Here is a 24,072-nt window from a genome sequence, read left to right as displayed (position 1 = left end):
ATCTCAGGAATCTTGGGGCCAATCGGTGTGTTCTCGTGATGTGCGGGACACCCTGACGAACCGTGTCGCGTTGTACAACGTAAGCTGTACCGGTCCCGAAACACGGCAATCAGGGCGATAATGCGCGACACCGCCCGTCGGACCACCGTGCGGACGGCGGGGCGGCGTGTCCGAAATAGTGTGTATTGGGTCGGCAGTGTAGAACGGGAGATGTGACGGCGATGGCTACGGAAACTCCCCAGCTCCACGCAGCACGTGCCGTCCCCGCGCCGGGCAGCCGGCGGTGACGGGAACCGGCACGACGCGCTCCCTCGATCCGGAGCGCGGCACGCTCGACAAGGCCGCCGGCGAGAACTTCCCGGTGGCCCCCTTCTTCCTGCCCCGGGCCTGGCGCACCGACCTCATGGCCGTCTACGGCTTCGCCCGCCTGGTCGACGACATCGGCGACGGCGACCTCGCGCCCGGCGGCGCCGACGCCCGGCTGCTGGGCGTCTCCCCGCAGGAGGCAGAGGACCGGCTGGTGCTGCTCGACGCCTTCGAGGCCGACCTGCGCAGGGTCTTCGACGCGACGCCGCGTCACCCTCTGCTGCGCCGCCTCCAGCCGACCGTGCGCCGCTGCTCCATGACCCCCGGGCCGTTCCTCGGCCTGATCGCCGCCAACCGCCAGGACCAGCTGGTCAGCCGCTACGAGACCTACGACGACCTGCTCGCCTACTGCGAGCTGTCCGCCAACCCCATCGGCCGTCTCGTCCTCGCCGTCACCGGCACCTCGACTCCCGAGCGGATCCGCCGCTCCGACATGATCTGCACGGCTCTCCAGATCGTCGAGCACCTCCAGGACGTCGCCGAGGACCTCGCCCGCGACCGGGTCTACCTGCCCGCGGACGACATGAAACGCCTCCACGTCCAGGAAGCGGATCTCGCCACGAAATCCGCCGGTGCGTCGGTCCGTGCGTTGATTGCGTACGAAGCGCAAAGGGCACGGGACCTCCTGAATGAAGGCGCCCCCCTGGTGGGTAGCGTCCACGGCAGGCTGAAGCTGCTGCTCGCAGGGTTCGTGGCGGGGGGAAGGGCGGCCCTCCACGCGATCGCCGCCGCCGAATACGACGTACTTCCCGGCCCGCCCAAGCCCGGCAAGGTCCGGTTGCTGCGTGAGGTGGGCGTGACTCTGCGAGGAGAGGGGTGATCCGGACCGTGGAGTCGGAACCACACGCGTCCCCGCCGGTACTCGCCGCCTACAGCTACTGCGAGGCAGTCACCGGGCGGCAGGCCCGCAACTTCGCCTACGGCATCCGGCTGCTGCCGACACCTCAGCGCCGGGCGATGTCGGCGCTGTACGCGTTCTCGCGGCGGGTCGACGACATCGGCGACGGCGCGCTCGACGAGGACGTCAAGGTGGCCAGGCTGGAGGAGACCCGGGCGCTGCTCACCCGGATCCGCGAGGACCGGGTCGGCGAGGACGACATCGACCCGGTCGCGGTCGCCCTCTCGCACGCCGCCGGGGCCTTCCCGATCCCGCTCGGCGGCCTGGACGAGCTCATCGACGGCGTCCTGATGGACGTCCGCGGCGAGACCTACGAGACCTGGGACGACCTGAAGGTCTACTGCCGCTGTGTGGCGGGCGCCATCGGGCGGCTCTCGCTCGGCGTGTTCGGCACGGAACCGGGGGCGCGCGGAGTGGACCGCGCGCCGGAGTATGCCGATACGCTCGGGCTCGCGCTCCAGCTCACCAACATCCTCAGAGACGTCCGCGAGGACGCCGTGGGCGGGCGGACCTACCTGCCCGCCGACGATCTCGCCAAGTTCGGCTGTTCGGCCGGCTTCGGCGGGCCGCGGCCACCGGAGGGCTCCGACTTCGCGGGCCTCGTGCACTTCGAAGTGCGACGGGCCCGCGCTCTGTTCGCCGAGGGCTACCGGCTGCTCCCCATGCTCGACCGGCGCAGCGGCGCCTGCGTCGCCGCCATGGCCGGCATCTACCGCCGCCTCCTCGACCGCATCGAGCGCGACCCGCAGGCCGTGCTGCGCGGCCGGGTCTCCCTGCCCGGCCGGGAGAAGGCGTACGTCGCCGTGCGCGGACTGTCCGGTCTCGACGCCCGGCACGTGACCCGGCGGACCGTCAGGAGGCGTGCGTGACGGACACAGACGCCGCCGTCGGCGAGATGCGGCGGGCAACCCTCCGGCCCGGGGCCGCGTCCCTGACGGAGACGGCCGGTCGTGCACCGCTCGAGCAGCACGCCCGGGCCGCGGGGGAGGGTGTGCGATGACCCAGGGCACACGGTCCGGGGGACCGGCCGCACAAGGGCGGCACGCCGTCGTGGTGGGCGGCGGGCTCGCCGGTGTCACCTCGGCGCTCGCACTCGCCGACGCCGGGGTGCGCGTCACGCTGCTGGAGGGCAGGCCGCGGCTCGGCGGGCTCGCCTTCTCCTTCCGGCGCGGCGATCTCACCGTCGACAACGGCCAGCACGTCTACCTGCGTTGCTGCACCGCCTACCGCTGGTTCCTCGACCGCATCGAGGGTGCGGCGCTGGCCCCGCTGCAGGAGCGGCTCGACGTTCCCGTCCTGGACCTCGCCCGGCCCGAGGGGCGACGGCTCGGCCGGCTGCGGCGGGACGCCCTGCCCGTGCCGCTGCACCTGGGGCGCAGCCTCGCCGCCTATCCGCACCTGTCGCTCGCCGACCGCGCCAAGGTGGGCAGGGCCGCGCTCGCGCTCAAGGGACTCGACCTCACCGACCCGGCGCTGGACACGCAGGACTTCGGCAGCTGGCTCGCGGCGCACGGCCAGTCGGAGCGCTCCGTGGCGGCCCTGTGGGACCTGGTCGGGGTCGCCACCCTCAACGCGGTCGCTTCCGACGCCTCGCTGGCGCTGGCCGCGATGGTGTTCAAGACCGGTCTGCTGTCCGACCCGGGCGCCGCCGACATCGGCTGGGCGCGGGTCCCGCTGGGCGACCTGCACGACCGGCTGGCCCGCAAGGCGCTCGACTCCGCGGGCGTGCGCACCGAGGTCCGCACCCGCGTCACCTCCCTCTCCTCCGACGGGGACGGGCAGTGGAGCGTCGAGGTCCCGGGCGAGACGCTGGAGGCCGACGCCGTGGTCCTCGCCGTACCACAGCGCGAGGCGCACGACCTGCTGCCCACGGGCGCCCTGGACGCGCCCGAACGGCTCCTGGAGATCGGCACCGCGCCCATCCTCAACGTCCATGTGGTCTACGACCGCAAGGTCCTCGGCCGGCCCTTCTTCACCGCCCTCGGCAGCCCCGTGCAGTGGGTCTTCGACCGGACCGAGGCGTCCGGGCTGCGCCAGGGCCAGTACCTGGCCCTGTCCCAGTCGGCCGCCCAGGACGAGATCGACGAGCCCGTGGCCGTGCTGCGGGAGCGGTACCTGCCCGAGCTGGAGCGGCTGCTGCCGCTGACCCGCGGCGCCCACGTGAAGGACTTCTTCGTCACCCGGGAGCGCACCGCGACGTTCGCTCCCACCCCCGGCGTCGGGCGTCTCAGGCCCGGCGCCCGCACCAAGGCATCCGGCCTCTACCTGGCCGGAGCGTGGACCGCCACCGGGTGGCCCGCGACCATGGAGAGTGCGGTCCGCAGTGGTGTGAGCGCGGCGGACGCCGTGCTGGGCGCCCTGGGCCGGCCCCGCCCTCGCCACCTCTTCGACTTCGAGGAGGCGGCGTGATGCCGGCCCAGGCCGGCGCGGCGGGCGGCCCCCGCACCCCCGGTACCGCAACAAGAGGAGAGACTGTGCCCACTGTGCCCCCGGCTTCGAAGACTGCCGAGGCGGTGGACGTGACCGCGCTGCTGGAGCGCGGCCGGACCCTGGCCACACCGGTACTGCGGGCGGCCGTCGACCGCCTGGCACCTCCCATGGACACTGTTGCCGCCTACCACTTCGGCTGGATCGACGCCCAGGGCAGGCCCGCGGAGGGGGACGGCGGCAAGGCCGTGCGCCCCGCCCTCGCGGTGCTGTCCGCCGAGGTCATGTCGGCCGCCCCCGAGACCGGCATCCCCGGCGCCGTCGCCGTGGAACTGGTCCACAACTTCTCCCTCCTCCACGACGACCTCATGGACGGCGACGAGCAGCGCCGTCACCGCGACACGGTGTGGAAGGTGCACGGGCCCGCCCAGGCCATCCTGGTCGGCGACGCCCTGTTCGCCCTCGCCAACGAGGTGCTCCTCGAACTCGGCACCGTCGAGGCCGGCCGCGCCACCCGCCGCCTGACCACCGCCAGCCGCGCCCTGATCGACGGTCAGGCCCAGGACATCTCCTACGAGCACCGCGACCGCGTCAGCGTCGAGGAGTGCCTGGAGATGGAGGGCAACAAGACCGGCGCCCTGCTCGCCTGCGCCAGCTCCATCGGCGCGGTCCTCGGCGGCGCGGACGACCACACCGCCGACACCCTCGAGAAGTACGGCTACCACCTGGGCCTCGCCTTCCAGGCCGTCGACGACCTGCTCGGCATCTGGGGTGACCCGGTCTCCACCGGCAAGCAGACCTGGAGCGACCTGCGCCAGCGCAAGAAGTCCCTGCCGGTCGTGGCCGCCCTCGCCGCGGGCGGCTCCGCCTCCGAGCGGCTCGGCGAGATCCTCGCCGCCGACGCCAAGAGCAACGACGTCGAGAACTTCTCCGAGGAGGAGTTCGCGGCCCGCGCCGCCCTCATCGAGGAGGCAGGCGGCCGCGAGTGGACCGCCGACGAGGCACGCCGTCAGCACACCATCGCCATCGAAGCCCTCGACGCCGTCGACATGCCCGAGCGGGTGCGGGCACAGTTCACGGCCCTCGCGGACTTCGTCGTCGTACGAAAGAGATGATCACTATCGGCCGAATAGCCCTCGCGTAGTCGCCGGCCGGTGCCGTGAGTGATCACGGACACCGGCCGACGGCGGACCCACAGCAGCTGCACACCTTGCACCACTGCACGAAGGGGAAGCCATGACAGCGACGACCGACGGAAGCACCGGGGCCCTGCCACCCCGCGCCGCCGCGGCCAGCGACACCGACACGAACACCCCCGGGGCGGCCGGGGTACCGGAAGCCGCCGCACGCGCCGCCCGGCGTGCCACCGACTTCCTGCTCTCCCGTCAGGACCCGGAGGGCTGGTGGAAGGGCGACCTCGAGACCAACGTCACGATGGACGCCGAGGACCTGCTGCTCCGTCAGTTCCTGGGCATCCGCGACGAGAAGACCACACGGGCCGCCGCCCTCTTCATCCGCGGCGAGCAGGGCGAGGACGGCACCTGGGCCACCTTCTACGGCGGGCCGGCCGAACTGTCCGCCACCATCGAGGCGTACGTCGCCCTCCGCCTGGCCGGTGACGCGCCCGACGCCCCGCACATGGCGAAGGCCTCCGCGTGGATCCGCGCGCAGGGCGGCATCGCCGCCGCCCGGGTCTTCACCCGGATCTGGCTGGCCCTGTTCGGCTGGTGGAAGTGGGAGGACCTGCCCGAACTCCCGCCGGAGCTCGTCTTCTTCCCGAAGTGGGTGCCGCTCAACATCTACGACTTCGGCTGCTGGGCGCGGCAGACCATCGTCCCGCTGACGATCGTCTCAGCGAAGCGGCCGGTACGCCCCGCACCCTTCGCGCTCGACGAGCTGCACACCGAACCGGACCGGCCCAACCCGTCCAAGCCCCTGGCGTCGCCGTTCAGTTGGGACGGGGCGTTCCAGCGGATGGACAAGGGCCTGCACGCCCTGCGGAAGGTCGCCCCGCGCAGACTGCGCCGAGCCGCCATGAACAGCGCCGCCCGCTGGATCATCGAGCGGCAGGAGAACGACGGCTGCTGGGGCGGCATCCAGCCCCCGGCCGTGTACTCGATCATCGCCCTGCACCTGCTCGGCTACGACCTCGAACACCCCGTGATGCGCGAGGGCCTGGCGTCCCTGGACCGGTTCGCCGTGTGGCGCGAGGACGGTGCCCGGATGATCGAGGCCTGCCAGTCACCGGTGTGGGACACCTGCCTGGCCGCCATCGCCCTCGTCGACGCCGGACTGCCCGCCGACCACCCGCAGTTGGTGAAGGCGGCCGACTGGATGCTGGGCGAGGAGATCGTCCGGCCCGGCGACTGGTCCGTGAAGCGGCCCGGACTGCGGCCCGGGGGCTGGGCGTTCGAGTTCCACAACGACAACTACCCCGACATCGACGACACCGCCGAGGTGATCCTCGCGCTGCGCCGGATCGCCCACCACGACCCGGAGCGCCTCGACAGGGCCATCGTCCGCGGCACGCGCTGGACGCTCGGCATGCAGTCGAAGAACGGCGCGTGGGCCGCGTTCGACGTCGACAACACCAGCCCTTTCCCCAACCGGCTGCCGTTCTGCGACTTCGGCGAGGTCATCGACCCGCCCTCCGCTGACGTCACCGCGCACGTCGTCGAGATGCTCGCGGTGGAGGGCCTCGCCCACGACCCGCGCACCCGGCGCGGCATCGAGTGGCTGCTGGCGGAGCAGGAACCGGACGGCTCGTGGTTCGGGCGCTGGGGCGTCAACTACGTCTACGGCACCGGATCCGTCGTCCCCGCTCTGATCGCCGCCGGTTTCCCCGCCGCGCACCCGGCGATCCGGCGGGCCGTGACCTGGCTGGAGTCCGTCCAGAACGACGACGGCGGCTGGGGCGAGGACCTGCGCTCCTACAAGTACGTCAGGGAGTGGAGCGGCAGGGGCGCCTCGACCGCCTCGCAGACGGCGTGGGCGCTGATGGCCCTGCTCGCGGCGGGGGAGCGCGACTCCAAGGCCGTCGAACGCGGCGTCGAGTGGCTCGCCGCCACGCAACGGGAGGACGGCTCCTGGGACGAGCCGTACTTCACGGGGACGGGCTTCCCGTGGGACTTCTCCATCAACTACCACCTCTATCGGCAGGTCTTCCCGCTCACCGCGCTCGGTCGTTATCTGCACGGGGAGCCCTTCGCCCAAAGGCTCCGGGGGAGCGGTCAGGTCGGGGAGCGCCGCGGGTTCGGCGCGCCGCTCGCCGAGGCCGGGGAGCACCGCAGAAACGGCGCCGGCACGCCGCTCGCCGAGGCCGAGGGGAGTTGATGAGCGCACAGCCCGCCCCCATGCCGCTGCTGATCGCCTGCGCGCTCGGCATCGAGCAGTTCGCCCTGCGCGCGGGCGGCAGGGGCGGGGCAGGCGGGCCGGTCACCGTGCTGCGGACGGGCATGGGGCCGGCGGCCGCCGAGCGGGCCGTCACCCGCGTGCTGGCCGACCCGGCCCTGCGCGACGCCGCCGTCCTGGCCACCGGCTTCTGCGCGGGTCTGGCGCCGGGCATGCACCCCGGTGATCTGGTCGTCGCCGAGGAGACCCGCGACCCGCGCGGCACGACGCCCTGCGTCGCGACCGAGCTGCTCGTGAAGGAACTGGCGCGCGCGCTGCCCGGCCGGAGGGTGCACACCGGGCCGCTGACCGGCTCCGACCACGTCGTACGAGGCCCCGAACGGTCCGCGCTGCGGGCGACCGGCGCGATCGCGGTCGACATGGAGAGCGCCGTCACGCTTCTGAGCGCCGTGCGCGCGGGCGAGCGCCCGGTTGCGGCCGTCCGGGTGGTCGTGGACGCTCCTGAACATGAACTCGTCCGGATCGGCACGGTACGCGGTGGAATATCAGCTTTCCGTGTTCTTCGTTCCGTCCTTCCCGCTTTCTTCGAATGGCACCGTTCCTTGCTGCTCCCCAGGAGGTGAGCCAGATGGCCATGCCGCTCCGACAGTCCATCAAGGTCGCTACGTACTTGGCTGAACAGAAGATCCGCCGACGGGACAAGTTTCCGCTGATCGTCGAGCTGGAGCCGCTGTTCGCCTGCAATCTCAAGTGCGAGGGATGCGGCAAGATCCAGCACCCGGCCGGGGTGCTCAAGCAGCGGATGCCGGTCGCCCAGGCCGTGGGGGCGGTCATCGAGTCCGGTGCCCCGATGGTGTCCATCGCCGGCGGCGAGCCGCTGATGCACCCGCAGATCGATGAGATCGTGCGGCAGCTGGTGGCCAAGCGGAAGTACGTCTTCCTCTGCACCAACGCGATGCTGCTGCGCAAGAAGATGGACGCGTTCACGCCGTCGCCCTACTTCGCCTTCGCGGTGCACATCGACGGCCTGCGCGAGCGGCACGACGAGTCGGTCGCCAAGGAGGGCGTGTTCGACGAGGCCGTGGAGGCGATCAAGGAGGCCAAGCGTCGCGGCTTCCGGGTCACCACCAACTCCACCTTCTTCAACACCGACACCCCGCAGACCATCATCGAGGTGCTGAACTTCCTCAACGACGACCTCCAGGTCGACGAGATGATGATCTCGCCCGCCTATGCCTACGAGAAGGCCCCCGATCAGGAGCACTTCCTCGGCGTGGAGCAGACCCGCGAGCTGTTCAAGAAGGCCTTCTCCGGCGGCAACCGGCGGCGCTGGCGGCTCAACCACTCACCGCTCTTCCTGGACTTCCTGGAGGGCAAGGTCGACTTCCCGTGCACCGCGTGGGCCATCCCGAACTACTCGCTCTTCGGCTGGCAGCGCCCCTGCTACCTGATGAGCGACGGCTACGTGCCGACGTACCGGGAGCTCGTCGAGGACACCGACTGGGACAAGTACGGCCGCGGCAAGGACCCGCGCTGCGCCAACTGCATGGCGCACTGCGGCTACGAGCCCACCGCCGTCCTCGCCACCATGGGATCGCTGAAGGAGTCGCTGCGCGCCATGCGCGAGACGGTCTCCGGGAACCGGGAGTGACGTCATGACCGCTGTCCCGCTGGGTGTCCCCGAGGTGCCGGTCCGGCCGGTCGCGCAGCGGCGCGTCTCGCGCCGCATCCAGGTCGGTGCCGTGGCGGTCGGGGGCGGGGCCCCGGTGTCGGTGCAGTCGATGACGACGACCCGCACGTCGGACGTCGGTGCCACGTTGCAGCAGATCGCGGAGCTGACCGCGTCCGGCTGCCAGATCGTCCGGGTGGCCTGCCCCACGCAGGACGACGCGGACGCCCTGGCGACCATCGCCCGCAAGTCGCAGATCCCCGTGATCGCGGACATCCACTTCCAGCCGAAGTACGTGTTCGCCGCGATCGAGGCGGGTTGCGCGGCCGTCCGCGTCAACCCCGGCAACATCAAGCAGTTCGACGACCGGGTCAAGGAGATCGCCCAGGCGGCGAAGGACCACGGCACGCCGATCCGGATCGGCGTCAACGCCGGGTCGCTGGACCGGCGGCTGCTCCAGAAGTACGGCAGGGCGACCCCGGAGGCGCTCGTGGAGAGCGCGCTGTGGGAGGCGTCCCTGTTCGAGGAGCACGGCTTCCGGGACATCAAGATCTCCGTCAAGCACAACGACCCGGTCGTGATGATCGAGGCGTACCGGCAGCTGGCCGAGCAGTGCGACTATCCGCTGCACCTGGGCGTGACGGAGGCGGGCCCGGCCTTCCAGGGCACGATCAAGTCGGCGGTGGCGTTCGGCGCGCTGCTGTCGCGGGGCATCGGCGACACGATCCGGGTGTCGCTGTCCGCGCCGCCGGCCGAGGAGGTCAAGGTCGGTATCCAGATTCTCCAGTCCCTCGGGCTCAAGGAGCGGCGGCTGGAGATCGTGTCGTGCCCGTCCTGCGGGCGCGCCCAGGTCGACGTCTACAAGCTCGCCGAGGAGGTCACGGCCGGGCTGGACGGCATGGAGGTGCCGCTGCGCGTCGCCGTCATGGGGTGTGTGGTCAACGGCCCCGGCGAGGCGCGGGAGGCCGATCTCGGAGTGGCCTCAGGCAACGGCAAGGGGCAGATCTTCGTCAAGGGCGAGGTTATCAAGACCGTCCCCGAGTCCAAGATCGTCGAGACGCTGATCGAAGAGGCGATGAAGATCGCCGAGCAGATGGAGCAGGACGGCGTGGGTTCGGGGGAGCCGGCCGTCACCGTGAGCTGAGCAGCACGGAATTCGAAGGGGGCCCGAGCGTGACGATTCTGGAGAGCATCCGGGGACCACGCGACCTGAAGGCGCTGTCCGAGGCGGAACTGGGGGAACTGGCCGAAGAGATCCGGGAGTTCCTGGTGCACGCGGTCGCCAGGACCGGTGGCCATCTGGGACCGAACCTGGGCGTGGTCGAGCTGACCATCGCCCTGCACCGGGTCTTCGAGTCGCCGGTCGACCGCATCCTGTGGGACACCGGCCACCAGAGCTACGTCCACAAACTGCTGACCGGCCGCCAGGACTTCTCCAAGCTGCGCGGCAAGGGCGGCCTGTCCGGCTACCCCTCGCGCGAGGAGTCCGAGCACGACGTCATCGAGAACAGTCACGCCTCCACCGCCCTCGGCTGGGCCGACGGGCTCGCCAAGGCCCGCCAGGTGCAGGGCGAGACGGGCCATGTCGTCGCGGTCATCGGCGACGGGGCCCTCACCGGCGGCATGGCCTGGGAGGCCCTGAACAACATCGCGGCCGCCAAGAACCGCCCGCTGATCATCGTCGTCAACGACAACGAGCGCTCCTACGCGCCCACCATCGGCGGCCTCGCCAACCACCTCGCGACCCTGCGCACGACCGACAGCTATGAGCGGGTCCTCGCCTGGGGCAAGGACGTCCTCCAGGGCACGCCCCTGGTCGGCACCACCCTCTACGAGGCCCTGCACGGCGCGAAGAAGGGCTTCAAGGACGCGTTCGCCCCGCAGGGCCTCTTCGAGGACCTGGGGCTGAAGTACCTCGGCCCGATCGACGGGCACGACACCGGGGCCGTGGAGTCCGCGCTGCGGCGCGCGAAACGCTTCCACGGGCCCGTGCTGGTCCACTGCCTCACGGAGAAGGGCCGCGGCTACGAGCCCGCCCTCGCCCACGAGGAGGACCACTTCCACACCGTCGGCGTCATGGACCCGCTGACCTGCGCACCGCTCTCCCCATCGGGCGGCCCCTCCTGGACCTCGGTGTTCGGCGAGGAGATCGTCCGGATCGGGGAGGAGCGCGAGGACGTGGTGGCGATCACCGCCGCCATGCTGCACCCCGTGGGCCTGGGCGCCTTCGCCGAGCGGTTCCCGGACCGGGTGTGGGACGTCGGCATCGCCGAGCAGCACGCGGCCGTGTCCGCGGCGGGCCTGGCGACGGGCGGACTGCATCCGGTCGTCGCCGTCTACGCCACCTTCCTCAACCGCGCCTTCGACCAGCTCCTGATGGATGTGGCCCTGCACCGCTGCGGGGTGACCTTCGTCCTGGACCGGGCCGGGGTCACCGGCGTCGACGGTGCCTCCCACAACGGCATGTGGGACATGTCCGTCCTCCAGGTCGTCCCCGGCCTGCGCATCGCCGCGCCGCGCGACGCCGACCAGCTGCGTGCGCAGTTGCGCGAGGCCGTCGCAGTGGACGACGCGCCGACCCTCGTGCGCTTCCCGAAGGAGTCCGTCGGCCCGTCGATCCCGGCCGTGGACCGGGTGGGCGGATTGGACGTACTGCACCGTTCCGCCGAGCCGCAGGCCCTCCTGGTGGCCGTCGGCGTGATGGCACCGGTCTGCCTCCGGGCCGCCGAGCTGCTCGAAGCGCGCGGCATCGGCTGCACCGTCGTCGACCCCCGCTGGGTCAAGCCCGTCGACCCGGCCCTCCCGGGCCTCGCCGCCGAGCACCGCCTGGTCGCCGTCGTCGAGGACAACAGCCGCGCCGCCGGGGTCGGTTCGGCCGTGGCGCTGGCCCTGGGCGACGCCGGCGTCGACGTGCCGGTACGGCGGTTCGGCATCCCCGAGCAGTTCCTCGCGCACGCCAAGCGCGGCGAGGTGCTCGCCGACATCGGCCTGACACCCGTCGAGGTCGCCGGACGGATCAGCGCGAGCCTGGCCGTCAAGGAAGAGCAGTCCAAGGAGCCACAGGAATGACAACCGCCGAGTCCGCGTCGGAGTCGTCGCAGGCCGGGGAGTTCGACCTCGGCAAGCTGCTGGCCGAGCGCGGGGCCGAGCGCTACGAGCTGCACACCCGCCATCTCAACCACCAGCTCCCGCGCATGCTGCACACCATCGGCTTCGACAAGGTCTACGAGCGCGCCGAGGGCGCCTACTTCTGGGACGCGGACGGCAACGACTACCTGGACATGCTCGCCGGGTTCGGGGTGATGGGGCTGGGCCGCCACCACCCCGTGGTGCGCAAGGCGCTGCACGACGTCCTGGACGCCGGCCTGGCCGACCTCACCCGGTTCGACTGCCAGCCGCTGCCAGGCCTGCTGGCCGAGAAGCTGCTCGCGCACAGCCCCCACCTGGACCGGGTGTTCTTCGGCAACAGCGGCACCGAGGCCGTCGAGGGCGCCCTGAAGTTCGCCCGGTTCGTCACCGGCAGGCCCAGGATCCTCTACTGCGCGCACGCCTTCCACGGCTTGACCACCGGCTCCCTCTCCGTGAACGGCGAGTCCGGCTTCCGTGACGGCTTCGCCCCGCTGCTGCCCGACACGGCCGTCCCGCTCGGCGACCTCGACGCGCTGGAGAGGGAGCTGAAGAAGGGGGACGTCGCCGCCCTGATCGTCGAGCCGATCCAGGGCAAGGGCGTGCTCCAGGGCCCGCCCGGCTGGCTGCGGGCCGCCCAGGAGCTGCTGCACCGCCACAAGGCGCTGCTCATCGCCGACGAGGTGCAGACCGGCCTCGGCCGCACCGGCGACTTCTACGCCTACCAGCACGAGGACGGAGTGGAGCCCGACCTGGTCTGCGTGGCCAAGGCACTCTCCGGTGGCTATGTGCCCGTCGGCGCCACGATCGGCAAGGACTGGATCTTCAAGAAGGTCTACTCCTCGATGGACCGGGTGCTCGTCCACTCGGCGAGCTTCGGGTCCAACGCCCAGGCCATGGCGGCCGGCCTCGCGGTGCTGTCGGTGATGGAGAACGAGCAGATCGTCGCGAACGTCCGGGCCACCGGTGAGCAGCTCAGGTCCCGGCTCGCGGCGCTGACGGACCGGTACGAGATGCTCGCCGAGGTGCGCGGCCGGGGGCTGATGATCGGCATCGAGTTCGGCCGGCCGCAGTCGCTGAAGCTGCGCAGCCGCTGGACCATGCTCCAGGCGGCGCGCAAGGGGCTCTTCGCACAGATGGTCGTCGTGCCGCTGCTGCGGAAGCACCGGATCCTCACCCAGGTGTCCGGCGACCACATGGAGGTGATCAAGCTGATCCCACCCCTGATCATCGGCGAGCGCGAGGTGGACCGGTTCGTCGACGCCTTCACGGCCGTGATGGACGACGCGCACAACGGCGGGCTGGTCTGGGACTTCGGCAAGACACTCGTCAAGCAGGCGGTGGCCAACCGCTGAAGTGAGCTCTTTTGCCTGTGAGGCAAGAAATTTGCCGCTGAGGCAAGCCTCCGGCTCAATGGAGGCATGAGCTCCTCCGACACCGAGCGGCCCCCCGGGGCCGACTCGCCGGCCGACCAGGCGGCCGGTGCGCTGCCCGCCGTGGTGGCGCCCCAGCTGCGGGCACTGCGGCGCCAGGCCTCCCTGACACTGGAGGCCGCGGCCCGCGCCGCCGGGCTGTCCCCCGCCCACCTCTCCCGTCTGGAGACCGGGCAGCGCCAGCCTTCGCTGCCGATGCTGCTCGCACTGGCCCGTATCTACGGTACGACCGTCTCCGAGCTGCTCGGTGAGACGGTCGCCGACCGGGACGCCGTCATCCGCGCGGCCGACATGGAACCCACCGCCGCGGGCGGCTGGACCTACCGGCAGGCCGGCGCACCCGGCCGCGGGATGCAGGCCCTTCGCGTCCACGTCCCCCACGGCTCCCAGGGGGACATCGTGCGCGTCCACCCCGGCGAGGAGTGGCTCCACGTGCTGCGCGGCCGGCTGCGACTGCGCCTCGGGGACACCACGCACCGCCTGGCGGCCGGTGACAGTGCCCACTTCGACTCGCTCACCCCGCACCGCATCGCCGCCGAGGACCACGACGGAGTCGACCTGCTCTTCGTCCACACCCTGTTGCAGAGCCCCACGGCCGCCCTGTGCCTGGGCCCCACTCCCCAAGACGTGTCATGAGCGACATGGAGGAGAAGTTCCCCCGTGCCCTGTGGGTGAGGTTGTTCGTCTACCTCATCGCCGGCCACGTCTTCGCCGCCTTCGTGTACCTGCTGTTCGAGGTCGGGGCGAAGTAGCCTCCGCCCGCGCACCTCAGTCGAGGAGCCGCTCGCGCAGCCGCTCCCGGGTCTCCGCGGACAGCCCCAGCCCCTTCTCCAGGTAGGTGTCGACGCCGCCCCACGTCTCCTCGATGGTGTCGAAGGCCGCCGACAGGTATTCGGCGCGCGCGTCGAAGAGGGGGCTGAGCAGCTCCATGACCTCGGGGGAATAGGCCGAGGCGGCGGAGCTGGAGCGGTGCACCTTGTAGCGGCGGTGCTTGGCGTTCGACTTCAGGTAGTCCTCGACGATCGCCTCGCGCTCGACGCCCACCGCCAGCAGCGTCACCGCGACGGACAGACCCGCGCGGTCCTTGCCCGCCGCGCAGTGCATCAACGCGGGGACGCTGTCCTCGGCGAGCGCGTGCAGCACCCGGGAGTGCTCGTCCGTGCGGTGCTTGATGATCGTGCGGTACGAGGCGATCATGCGGCCCGCGCCCTTGCCGTCCGAAAGGATCTCGCGCAGCTGGTCCAGGTCGCCGTCGCGGACCATCTTCCAGAACTCGGCGCCGTCGGCCGGGTCGCTCAGCGGCAGGTTCACATTGCGCACGCCGGGCAGCTCGACGTCCGGCCCCTCGAGCTTCTGGTCCGCCGCGTTGCGGAAGTCGAAGATGGTGTGCAGGCCCAGACCGGTCAGGAAGGCGGCGTCCTCCCCGGTCGCGTGGGCCAGGTGGCCACTGCGGAACAGCACGCCCTGGCGCACCCGGCGCCCGTCCACCGTCGGAAGTCCGCCCACATCACGGAAGTTGCGCACTCCGGCCAGCTCGGGCTCGGTCGACGGGACCTGCTGCGTCACGAGGGCTCCTCCCCTTCGGCGCCGCCGACGCGGCTCGTCGACGGGCGTCTCTCGACGATACGACATGCCTGCCTGGGGCAATGAGTTGTCCACAGGCGTTGCCCGGAAGCCCCACGGCCCCCGATGATGTTGCCGCCTGGTCGCACCTGGTCGGGCTTGTTCGAATATGTGAGGGCAAGATGCTGGACATCTCCGAAGACGGTCGTACATGGGTGCTCTCCGGGCCGGCCAGCAGCTACGCCGTCCACGTCACCGACCGGGACGAGCTGCTGCACCTGCACTGGGGCCCCCGTATCGGCCTGGCCGACGCCGAGGCCCTCGCCGTCCGGCCGCTGCCGGACTACTGGCCCTTCGAGTCCCCGCTCGACGGACGCGAGGAGTACCCGGTCGAAGGCGGCCCCCGCTTCGTCCGCCCCGCCCTGTCCGTCCGCACGGCCGAGCGACGCGGCACCGAGTGGGCCTTCGAGGGGCACGACGCCGAGGACGGCGAGCTGCGTCTCCGGTTCCGCGACGGCGACCTGGCCGTCACGCTGCATTACCGGATGCGCCCCGCCGCGGAGGTCGTCGAGCGCTGGGTGACCCTGGACAACCGGGGGCCGGCCATCGAGCTGCTGCGTGCCGACTCCGCCACCTGGACCCTGCCCGACCGCGACACCTGGCGTCTGTCCCAACTGCACGGCCGCTGGGGCGCCGAGTCCCGGCTGACTCGCTCCGGGCTCACCCACGGCGAGAAGGTCATCGGCAGCCGTCGCGGCCACACCTCCCACCAGCACCTGCCCTGGGTAGCCCTCGACACCGACGCCACCGAGGAGCGCGGCGAGGTCTACAGCTGCGCTCTGGGCTGGTCCGGGTCCTGGCGCATCGCCGTGGCCCAGCTCCCTGACGCGCGCGTCCAGATCACCGGCGGCGCCGGCCACGACGACTCCGGCCTGCTGATGCTCGGCACCGGGGAGTCGTACACGACCCCCGTCTTCGCCGGGCTCTGGTGCGACGGCGGGTTCGGCGGGGCGAGCCGTGCCTGGCACGCCTACCAGCGGGCGTATGTGATCCCGGACGCCGACCGGGACCGGCCGGTGCTGTTCAACTCGTGGGAGGCGACCGAGTTCGACATCTCCGAGGAGCAGCAGCGGGAGCTCGCCGGGCGGGCCGCCGCGATGGGTGTCGAGCTGTTCGTGGTCGACGACGGCTGGTTCGGGGCGCGTACCAGCGACCGGGCCGGGCTCGGCGACTGGACCCCGAACCTCGACCGCTTCCCGGGCGGGCTGAAGCCGCTCGCCGACCATGTGCACGGCCTCGGGATGCAGTTCGGCATCTGGGTAGAGCCCGAGATGGTCAACCCGGACAGCGACCTGTACCGCGCGCACCCGGACTGGGTGCAGTACCAATCGGGACGAAAGCGGACGGAGTTCCGTAACCAGCTGGTACTCAACCTCGCCCGCGAGGACGTCCGGGAGTACCTGTGGGAGCAGCTCGACGGTCTCCTCTCCAGTGCGCCGATCGACTACGTGAAGTGGGACTTCAACCGCTGCTTCACCGACGCCGGCTGGCCGGACGACGCCTACCCGCAGCGGTTGTGGGTCGACCACGTGCACGGCCTGTACGCCCTGCTGGACCGGCTGCGGGCCGCCCACCCGGGGGTGGCCTTCGAGTCCTGCTCGGGTGGCGGCGGGCGGATCGACCTCGGTGTGCTGAGCCGCACGGACCAGGTGTGGACCTCCGACAACACCGACCCCCTCGACCGGCTCGCCATCCAGCACGGCTTCAGTCAGATCCATCCGGCCCGGGTCATGGCCGCCTGGGTCACCGACAGTCCGAACGCCATGCTCAACCACCGGGCCAGCTCGCTGCGGTTCCGGTTCGTCAGCGCCATGGCCGGGGTGCTCGGGGTCGGTGGCGACCTCGCGAAGTGGACGCCGGAGGAGCTGGCCGAGGCGGCGGAGTGGGTGGGGCTCTACAAGGAGATCCGGCCCGTGGTGCAGCGCGGCGACCAGTACCGGCTGCGGCCTCCGGAGGGCGGGCTGAGCGCCGTGCAGTACGTCCTCGGCGACGAGACCGTCGTCTTCGCATGGCTCCAGGCCCAGCGCTACGGCGAGCCCGTTCCGACGCTCCGGCTGCGCGGCCTCGACTCGACAGAGTCGTATGAATGCCTCGAAACGGGCGAAGTTCACCGAGGGGCCGTACTGCTTCACCACGGACTGCGGGTCAGTGTGCGCGGGGATCTGGACGCCGCTATCGTCCGGCTTAAGCGGAAGTAGTCATTCTGTCCGAATAGGGAATTTTAGCCGCTTAGGGATAACGTGCCCCGATCGTAAAGGAGATGAGGTCGGGGTGCGTGACCATCGTCATATTCGTGACGATGTGCTGTCGCCATGTTCACGTAATCCCCGCAATATTCAGGGTCATTGAGCAAAGCGAGAGATCGGTAATCCACGCTCGGTGACGGCACATGTGGCGACGCGTCAAGAAAAACACCCCGTCGCGCAACCGCAAGCTTGTCCTATTGCGTCGTGGTCGCTTACGTTCCACACCAATCCGGACGGACGCCTAATCCTGCCGCCGCCCGGAGCCCGCACACACTGACCCGAACCACGGCAGGAGCGGGGGACCCACAGGTAAGACGCCTGTTCCGGTTCCCGGAACGGCTTGGGGTTCAGCCGCGCCCCGGCGCGGCCGGGCATCTCCAGCCCGCACCCGACAGCTCACCTCGCAGGCGACGGAGAGGAATTCGCCATGCCCGCGAAGGGTAAGCACCGCCGCCCCAAGACCCAGCGTTTCACCCGCTCCATCGCCGTCGCCGGAACCGGCGGGGCCGCTCTCGCCCTGCCGCTCATGGGAGCCGCCGGCGCCCACGCCGCCACCCCGCAGTCGGCTCCGGAAAAGGCCGTCCAGTCCGCTCCGGCCGCCGGGAAAAAGGCCGCCGAAAAGGCCAACGGCGTCCGCACGTACACCGTGAAGGCCGGCGACTACCTCGCCAAGATCGCCGACGAGCAGCACGTCAGCGGGGGCTGGAAAAAGCTCTACGCCGACAACCGTGACGCCGTCGGCTCCGACCCGTCGCTGATCCACCCGGGCCTGAAGCTGTCGATCGGCAAGAAGGCGGCGAGCGCCCCGAAGGCCTCGGCCCCGTCCGCGCCGAAGGCCTCGGCCCCGAAGCCCTCCGCCGCCGATTCGGCCCCGAAGGCCGAGACCGCAGCGAAGCCGGCCGCCGCCGAGCCCGCCGCCGAGAGCAACTCCAGCGGCTTCACCCTCCCGGTGGCCGGTGCCACCGTCGGCACCCCGTACCACATGTCCGGCAGCATGTGGTCCAGCGGTTACCACACCGGTGTCGACTTCGTCGTCCCGACCGGCACCTCCCTCAAGGCCGTCGGCGCGGGTACGGTCGTCTCCGCCGGCTGGGGCGGCGCGTACGGCAACCAGGTCGTCATCAAGCTCGACGACGGCTACTACGCCCAGTACGCCCACCTGTCCCAGCTCTCCGTCTCGGCCGGCCAGACCGTTACCGCGGGGCAGCAGGTCGGCCTGTCGGGCGCCACCGGCAACGTGACCGGACCGCACCTGCACTTCGAGATCCGCACCACGCCGGACTACGGCTCGGACGTGGACCCGGTCGCCTTCCTGCGCTCGCACGGCGTCTCCGTCGGCTGACCCACCGCACGACCACCTGCCTGACACGCGACCGAAGGCCGGGCCCCGATCCCCGGGTCCGGCCTTCGGTGTGCGGGCGTGCCGCCGCTCGCCCAAGGGATCGACAGACGGCGGCAGTTGGGACAGAGTGATCACGGCCGGAGTGCAAGCGCTTTCCAGAGCCTTCCCGGCGGATCCCGAGGAGTGGTGTCACCGTGCCGACCACCCGCAGAGCGTTCGTGCCGACCACCCGCAGAGGCTTCGGAGCCCTGGCCGCCGGAGCCGCCCTGGCGGCCCTCGCCCCAACGGCCACCGCGCACGCCGCGTCCCCGCAGCGCCGTCTCCTCGCGCACGACGACTTCTGCCACGGTCTCGGCCAGTGGGCGACCGAACTTCAGGACGGCGGCACCGTGACCGCCTCGCGCGGCGCGCTGGAGATCGACGTGCCGAGCGGCGCGACCGTGTGGTTCAGGCAGCGGCTCGAAGGGCCGTACCTGCTCGAATACACCGCGATCCCCGTCTCCGAGGGCGGCGTCAACGACCGGGTCTCGGACCTCAACAACTTCTGGAACGCGACCGACGTCCGCTCCCCGGACGACCTCTTCGCCACACCGCGTGGCGGAGCCCTCGACGAGTACGACCACCTCACGACGTACTACGCGGGCTACGGCGCCAACTACAACACCACGACCCGGCTGCGTCGCTACGTCGGCGAACCGGGCGTCCGCCCCCTGGTCTTCGACTACACGGAGCCGCTGCTGGTGCCGAACGAGCCCAACCGGGTGCGGATCGTGTCCGACGGCTCCAGGGTCCGCTGGTGGAACAACGGACGCCTCGTCTTCGACTACACCGATCCCCAGCCCTACACCGGCGGCCATTTCGCCTTCCGGACCGTCTGGAGCCATTTCCGGATCAGTGGGTTCCGGATCTGGCGGTTCACCCCGAAACATCCCTGACCAGTGGGGTATTCCGGAGTTGGCGAACACTTTAGGAGTGGCTTATCTCACCGCCCGTCAACCCTTTCCTACGGTCGCGTAGGTCACATTGGAAGGTGAATCATGGGCTGCTGTGGCAGACGATTCGAAGAGTGACAGCAAAGCAGTGATCGGGTCGTACGTGGCGGTGGGGGACAGCTTCACCGAGGGCGTCGGCGACCCCGGCCCCGACGGGGCGTTCGTCGGCTGGGCCGACCGGTTCGCCGTCCTGCTCGCCGACCGCAGGCCCGAGGGCGACTTCCGATACACCAATCTCGCCGTACGCGGAAAGCTCCTCGACCAGATCGTGGCGGACCAGGTTCCGCGGGCCGTCGGCATGGCCCCGGACCTCGTCTCGTTCTGCGCCGGGGGCAACGACATCATCCGGCCCGGCACCGACCCGGACGAGGTGGCCGAGCGCTTCGAGCGGGCCTTGGCCCAACTCACCGCCGTATCCGGCACGGTGATGGTGACGACCGGTTTCGACACCCGCGGCGTGCCCGTGCTCAAGCATCTGCGCGGCAAGATCGCCACGTACAACGGGCACGTCCGGGCCATCGCCGACCGGTACGGCTGTCCGGTGCTCGACCTGTGGTCCCTGCGCAGCGTGCAGGACCGCCGGGCCTGGGACGCCGACCGGTTGCACCTGTCGCCCGAGGGGCACACACGCGTGGCGCTCCGCGCGGGCCAGGTGCTTGGCCTCGACGTGCCGGCCGACCCCGAGCAGGCGTGGCCTCCGGTGCCCCCGCGCGGCGCTCTCGACATGCGGCGTGACAACGTCGCCTGGGCACGCGAGTTCCTCGTGCCGTGGATCGGGCGCCGGCTGCGCGGGGAGTCCTCGGGCGACCACGTGACGGCCAAAGGGGCGCTGTCGCCGGACGACATCAGGATGCGGATCGCCGCGGTGGCGTGAGCGGCTCCTGGGCGTGGGGGGCGGGGCGGGGGGGGGGGCGGGGGGGGCCCCCCCCCCCCGCGGGGGGGGGGGGGGGGGGGGGGGGGGGCGGCCGCGCGGGGGGGGGGGGGCGGGGGGGGGGGGCCCCCGGGCCCCCCCCCCCCCACGCCCAGGAGTCCTGGCTTCCGGGGGTCTTCGGGCTCGGCCCGGCTCGGAGTGGCGGTGCCGGACCGGTGCCGGTGAGCCCCGTGGCCCCGGCATGATCCGAAAGGCACCGTCTAAGGCGTCAGCCGCTCCGCCGTCAGGCCCAACTCGCGGGTCAGGGCCTCCTCCACCCACTCCTGGGCTCGTGCGCGCGGCACCGCACCGGCGTAGGACGTCAGCTGGACGGCGAGACCGTCGAGGAGGGCGGTCAGACGCAGCGCCGTGCCGGCCGGGTCGGGGCAGCGGAACTCACCGGCGGCCACGCCCTCCGCGATGACCTCGACGAGGGCCGCCTTCCACTGCCGGTCGAGATCCTGGGCCACCTCGCGCAGCGCCGGGTCGCGCAGCGCCGCCGCCCAGCCCTCGATCCACAGCCGCCAGCCCTTGGCCTGCCCGGTCGGGGCGTACCACCGTACGGCCGACCGCAGCCGGCGCAGCGCCGGGGAACGTCGTCCGAGCAGCTTGCGCAGATGCGCCAGGTCGCCCTCCGCCGCGTGCCGGAACGCGGCGGCGACCAGCTGCTCCTTCGAAGAGAAGTGGTAGAGGACCAGCGCGTTGCTCACGCCGAGCGCCGAGGCCACGTCGGCGATCCTGACCGCCGCCACACCCCTCGCCTCGATCTGCTCGATGGCGGCCCGCAACAGATCTCCGCGCCGCTGGGCCACACTCAACCGGACTCTCGTCACGCCGTCACCCTACCCACGGCCGCGCGGCCCCTCGACGGGGCGTTTCGGCCTGCCCTGCAGGGCTCGCGGCGGTAGCCGTGGGGGAGACGTCGGGCACCTCACCGGAACCAGCCGAACCGCTCCGCGATCAGCGGCAGCCGGTCCGCCGCGATCGCGTGGGCGGCGGCCCTCGGCGTCGTCCCGTCGGCCTGCGCGCGGGCCAGCATCCGTTCCACCAGCGCCCGCATCGAGCGACGTGTGCAGGCGAACGCCTCCTCGGCGTCGGCGCCGATGTCCCCGAACAACGTCCACCACCACCAGGCGTTCGTGCCCGAGTTGACCACGACATCCGGCAGCACGGCCACCCCGCGCGCGGTCAGCAGCAGCTCCGCCTCCGGGCGTACGGGCATGTTGGCCGCCTCCACGACCCAGCGGGCGGTGATCCGCTCCTGATTCGCTGTGTCGATCGCGTACGAGACGGCGGCCGGAACCAGTACGTCCGCGTCGGCCGACAGCCAGGCGTCGCCCGGCAGTTCGCGGTCGCCGGGGCGCAGTGCGGAACGGTCCACCGTGCCGTGGGCGTCCCGGGCCGCGAGCAGCACCTCGACGTCGAGGCCCGCCGGGTTGGCGATCGTGCCCTTGAGGTCGGCGACGGCCACGACCGTGAGCCCCGCGCGCGTGAGGAAGCGCGCGGTGGCCCCGCCCATGGTGCCGAAGCCCTGGAGGGCGACCCGGGTGCCGGTGGACGGCACACCGGCACGGTCCAGGGCGGCCAGGGTCGCCTCGGCCACACCGCAGCCCCCGACCAGCTCGTCCAGACCGATGCCGTCGACCTCGACCGTGAACGCGTCCCGGAGCCGCCGCCGGGCCTCGGCCTCGTCGTCGAGCAGGGGATACACGGCCTGGATCGAGGAGACCAGCCCCGCCTCGGCGGCCGCCCGGTCGACCAGGTCCTGGGAGAGTCCCAGGTCCTCACCCGTCGTCCAGCAGCTCTCTATGTACGGCCGCATCGCACGCAGGTACCGCACCAGCAGCGGGTACGCCCCGGGATCGCGGGGGTCGCAGTCGATGCCGCCCTTGGCGCCGCCGAGCGGGACGTAGCGGCTCGCCGGGTCGTAGTGCAGGGCCTCTTTGACGGTCATGCCGCGGGCGAGGCCGGTGACCTCGTCCAGGGTGCAGCCGGCGCGCATCCGCAGACCGCCGCTGGCGACCCCGCGGACCAGCCGGTCGACGACCAGGAAGCCCTGCCGTCCCGTGAGGTGATCGGTCCAGGTCAGGGACAACAGGGGGGTGGCCATCCGGGCTCCTTCGCGAGGCGGGTTACTGAATCATCGGTCAGTATCGCCCCGGGATCGCTTCGGGTGGGGCCCCTGTGATCCGGTGGTGTCGGAGGGGCCGACCATAATGGAAAGCCTGACCGACTCCACCTGGAGGTACCGTGGCCGGTTTCCGTACCCTGAGCTCCGGGCTCCGCGCGCTGCAGCCCGGGGCGTTCGGCGCCGACCCGAGCGGTGAGCGCATGGCGCGTATCCGCAGATCGCCCCACTTCGAGGACGGCGTCTTCCAGAACCCCGGCGGACCCGCGCGGACCCGGCCCTCGGGCTCGACCCTGGACTTCGCGAAGGTCTTCTTCGACAAGGACACCCGGCCCCGCCGCGCCCCGAAGGGCACCGTCCCGGTGCACTCGACCACCCTCGCCGATATCGCGCGGCCCCCGGCCACCGGGCTCCGGCTGACCTGGATGGGACACTCCAGCGTGCTCGCGGAGGTGGACGGCCGGCGCGTCCTGTTCGACCCGGTGTGGGGCGAGCGCTGCTCCCCCTTCGCCTTCGCGGGCCCCAAGCGGCTGCACCCCGTGCCCCTGCCGCTCGCCGCCCTCGGCCCGGTCGACGTCGTGGTCATCTCGCACGACCACTACGACCACCTGGACATGCCCACCATCAAGGCACTCGCGGGCACGGACACGCTGTTCGCCGTGCCCCTCGGCGTCGGCGCGCACCTGGAGCACTGGGGCGTGTCCGCCGACCGGCTGCGCGAGCTGGACTGGCACGAGTCCACCGAGATCGGTGGCCTCACCCTGACCGCCACCCCGGCCCGGCACTTCTGCGGACGCGGGCTGCGCAACACCCAGCACACCCTGTGGGCCTCGTGGGTCGTCACCGGCCAGGAGCACCGGATCTACCACAGCGGCGACACCGGCTACTTCGACGGCTTCAAGGAGATCGGCGCCGAGCACGGGCCGTTCGACGCCACGATGATCCAGATCGGCGCGTACTCCGACTTCTGGCCCGACATCCACATGACCCCCGAGGAAGGCATGCGCGCCCATCTGGACCTGCAGGGCGGCCCGCAGCACGGCCCGATGCTGCCGATCCACTGGGCCACCTTCAACCTGGCGACGCACCCGTGGGCGGATCCCGGAGAGGGGACGCTCGCGGCCGCCCGTGCGGTGGGCGCCGGGATCGCCCTGCCCCGCCCCGGCGAGCCCTTCGAGCCCGCCGCCGAGAACGTCCCGTCCGAGCCGTGGTGGCGTGGGGTGGCGCTCGCCCCGGCGGGTGGCTTCCCGGCCGGGGAGGCCCTCGCCGACGCCACGATCAAGACCGTGTCGGACACGGCAGCCATGGCCCAGGCCGACACGGTGAGTGACGGTGCCCGTGGGGCGGGCAAGGGCACCGAGGACCCCGAGACGCTCCCGGCGGGCTGACCCGGGACGTACGGCAGACCGACGGCGAGGGCCGGGGAGCGAGAGGCTCCCCGGCCCTCGCCGTCTCCGTGTGACTGCTTCTGACCAGGTCGGATCGATTTCTTGCCGCTCATGCTCGGATGCGGCGGGGCGCTATCGGTCTGTCGTACGAAACCTCATACCAGAGCGGGACG

Annotated in this window: 21 protein-coding genes and 1 riboswitch; of the genes, 18 read left to right on the top strand and 3 right to left on the bottom strand. The window is 71.6% G+C overall.

The genetic code is table 11. The features are described 5' to 3' along the window. Nucleotides 1–283 precede the first annotated feature (283 nt). From hpnC to ACFY5B_RS09485, 13 genes are all read left to right on the top strand, one after another. Entirely contained in the window at nt 284–1,186 is a 903-nt protein-coding gene (gene hpnC, locus ACFY5B_RS09545; protein ID WP_389966975.1) for a squalene synthase HpnC, read from the top strand. Next, nucleotides 1,183–2,133, top strand: coding sequence for a presqualene diphosphate synthase HpnD (hpnD, locus tag ACFY5B_RS09540; RefSeq protein ID WP_389966972.1), 951 nt, complete (start codon nt 1,183–1,185; stop codon nt 2,131–2,133). The genes hpnC and hpnD overlap by 4 nt, the downstream gene beginning before the upstream one ends. Continuing rightward, on the top strand, nt 2,130–2,264 hold the full coding sequence (locus ACFY5B_RS09535; RefSeq protein ID WP_389966969.1) for a DUF6380 family protein: 135 nt from the start codon (nt 2,130–2,132) through the stop codon (nt 2,262–2,264). The genes hpnD and ACFY5B_RS09535 overlap by 4 nt, the downstream gene beginning before the upstream one ends. Beyond that, on the top strand, nt 2,261–3,673 hold the full coding sequence (hpnE, locus tag ACFY5B_RS09530; RefSeq protein WP_389966966.1) for a hydroxysqualene dehydroxylase HpnE: 1,413 nt from the start codon (nt 2,261–2,263) through the stop codon (nt 3,671–3,673). Before ACFY5B_RS09535 ends, hpnE begins: the two co-directional genes overlap by 4 nt. After that, complete coding sequence (locus ACFY5B_RS09525; RefSeq protein ID WP_389966964.1) at nt 3,673–4,806, top strand: polyprenyl synthetase family protein; 1,134 nt, start codon at nt 3,673–3,675, stop codon at nt 4,804–4,806. Before hpnE ends, ACFY5B_RS09525 begins: the two co-directional genes overlap by 1 nt. Before the next feature lie 121 nt (nt 4,807–4,927). Further along, nucleotides 4,928–7,024 carry a squalene--hopene cyclase gene (shc, locus tag ACFY5B_RS09520; RefSeq protein WP_389966961.1) on the top strand — a complete coding sequence of 699 codons (2,097 nt, stop codon included), beginning with the start codon at nt 4,928–4,930 and terminating at the stop codon, nt 7,022–7,024. Then, nucleotides 7,024–7,665 carry a 1-hydroxy-2-methyl-2-butenyl 4-diphosphate reductase gene (locus ACFY5B_RS09515; protein WP_389966959.1) on the top strand — a complete coding sequence of 214 codons (642 nt, stop codon included), beginning with the start codon at nt 7,024–7,026 and terminating at the stop codon, nt 7,663–7,665. Before shc ends, ACFY5B_RS09515 begins: the two co-directional genes overlap by 1 nt. 5 nt (nt 7,666–7,670) lie before the next feature. After that, nucleotides 7,671–8,693, top strand: a complete 1,023-nt coding sequence (gene hpnH, locus ACFY5B_RS09510; RefSeq protein ID WP_389966956.1) for an adenosyl-hopene transferase HpnH — start codon at nt 7,671–7,673, stop codon at nt 8,691–8,693. A 4-nt stretch (nt 8,694–8,697) separates the two neighbouring features. After that, nucleotides 8,698–9,855, top strand: coding sequence for a flavodoxin-dependent (E)-4-hydroxy-3-methylbut-2-enyl-diphosphate synthase (ispG, locus tag ACFY5B_RS09505; protein ID WP_389966953.1), 1,158 nt, complete (start codon nt 8,698–8,700; stop codon nt 9,853–9,855). Between the two features lie 29 nt (nt 9,856–9,884). Beyond that, the gene (gene dxs, locus ACFY5B_RS09500) at nt 9,885–11,780 is read left to right on the top strand and encodes a 1-deoxy-D-xylulose-5-phosphate synthase (protein WP_389966950.1); all 1,896 of its coding nucleotides are present in this window, start codon (nt 9,885–9,887) and stop codon (nt 11,778–11,780) included. Then, on the top strand, nt 11,777–13,192 hold the full coding sequence (locus ACFY5B_RS09495; RefSeq protein WP_389966947.1) for an aspartate aminotransferase family protein: 1,416 nt from the start codon (nt 11,777–11,779) through the stop codon (nt 13,190–13,192). Before dxs ends, ACFY5B_RS09495 begins: the two co-directional genes overlap by 4 nt. A 66-nt stretch (nt 13,193–13,258) precedes the next feature. Then, nucleotides 13,259–13,906, top strand: coding sequence for a helix-turn-helix domain-containing protein (locus tag ACFY5B_RS09490; RefSeq protein WP_389966944.1), 648 nt, complete (start codon nt 13,259–13,261; stop codon nt 13,904–13,906). Next, nucleotides 13,903–14,022, top strand: a complete 120-nt coding sequence (locus ACFY5B_RS09485; protein ID WP_389966941.1) for a DUF6126 family protein — start codon at nt 13,903–13,905, stop codon at nt 14,020–14,022. Before ACFY5B_RS09490 ends, ACFY5B_RS09485 begins: the two co-directional genes overlap by 4 nt. Nucleotides 14,023–14,038: 16 nt before the next feature. On the opposite strand, the gene ACFY5B_RS09480 is transcribed toward ACFY5B_RS09485, so the two are convergent. Further along, the gene (locus tag ACFY5B_RS09480; protein ID WP_389966938.1) at nt 14,039–14,836 is read right to left on the bottom strand and encodes a tyrosine-protein phosphatase; all 798 of its coding nucleotides are present in this window, start codon (nt 14,834–14,836) and stop codon (nt 14,039–14,041) included. Between the two features lie 179 nt (nt 14,837–15,015). Here ACFY5B_RS09480 and ACFY5B_RS09475 point away from each other — a divergent pair, with 179 nt between their 5' ends. The 4 genes from ACFY5B_RS09475 (at nt 15,016) to ACFY5B_RS09460 (ending at nt 20,347) form a co-directional block, all read left to right on the top strand. Beyond that, nucleotides 15,016–17,091 (top strand): alpha-galactosidase, encoded by a 2,076-nt coding sequence (locus tag ACFY5B_RS09475; protein ID WP_389966935.1) that lies wholly within the window; start codon nt 15,016–15,018, stop codon nt 17,089–17,091. A 314-nt stretch (nt 17,092–17,405) separates the two neighbouring features. Then, nucleotides 17,406–17,562, top strand: a riboswitch (cyclic di-AMP (ydaO/yuaA leader). 4 nt (nt 17,563–17,566) lie between these two features. Beyond that, entirely contained in the window at nt 17,567–18,481 is a 915-nt protein-coding gene (locus ACFY5B_RS09470) for a peptidoglycan DD-metalloendopeptidase family protein (protein ID WP_389966933.1), read from the top strand. Between the two features lie 218 nt (nt 18,482–18,699). Next, the gene (locus ACFY5B_RS09465; protein WP_389967710.1) at nt 18,700–19,416 is read left to right on the top strand and encodes a DUF6250 domain-containing protein; all 717 of its coding nucleotides are present in this window, start codon (nt 18,700–18,702) and stop codon (nt 19,414–19,416) included. A gap of 145 nt (nt 19,417–19,561) precedes the next feature. After that, nucleotides 19,562–20,347, top strand: a complete 786-nt coding sequence (locus tag ACFY5B_RS09460; RefSeq protein ID WP_389967708.1) for an SGNH/GDSL hydrolase family protein — start codon at nt 19,562–19,564, stop codon at nt 20,345–20,347. A 257-nt stretch (nt 20,348–20,604) separates the two neighbouring features. Here ACFY5B_RS09460 and ACFY5B_RS09455 read toward each other — a convergent pair whose 3' ends face one another. Continuing rightward, nucleotides 20,605–21,216, bottom strand: a complete 612-nt coding sequence (locus tag ACFY5B_RS09455; protein ID WP_389966930.1) for a TetR/AcrR family transcriptional regulator — start codon at nt 21,214–21,216, stop codon at nt 20,605–20,607. Nucleotides 21,217–21,314: 98 nt separating this feature from the next. Then, on the bottom strand, nt 21,315–22,493 hold the full coding sequence (locus ACFY5B_RS09450) for a Glu/Leu/Phe/Val dehydrogenase dimerization domain-containing protein (protein WP_389966928.1): 1,179 nt from the start codon (nt 22,491–22,493) through the stop codon (nt 21,315–21,317). A gap of 140 nt (nt 22,494–22,633) precedes the next feature. Between ACFY5B_RS09450 and ACFY5B_RS09445 the strand changes: the two genes are divergently transcribed. Next, the gene (locus ACFY5B_RS09445) at nt 22,634–23,899 is read left to right on the top strand and encodes an MBL fold metallo-hydrolase (RefSeq protein ID WP_389966925.1); all 1,266 of its coding nucleotides are present in this window, start codon (nt 22,634–22,636) and stop codon (nt 23,897–23,899) included. Nucleotides 23,900–24,072: the final 173 nt, after the last annotated feature.

It is taken from the genome of Streptomyces sp. NPDC013187, from assembly GCF_042899705.1.
Lineage (GTDB): Bacteria > Actinomycetota > Actinomycetes > Streptomycetales > Streptomycetaceae > Streptomyces > Streptomyces hawaiiensis_A.
Note: the sequence above shows the minus strand (reverse complement) of the source record. Positions and strands in the feature narration are given on the sequence as shown.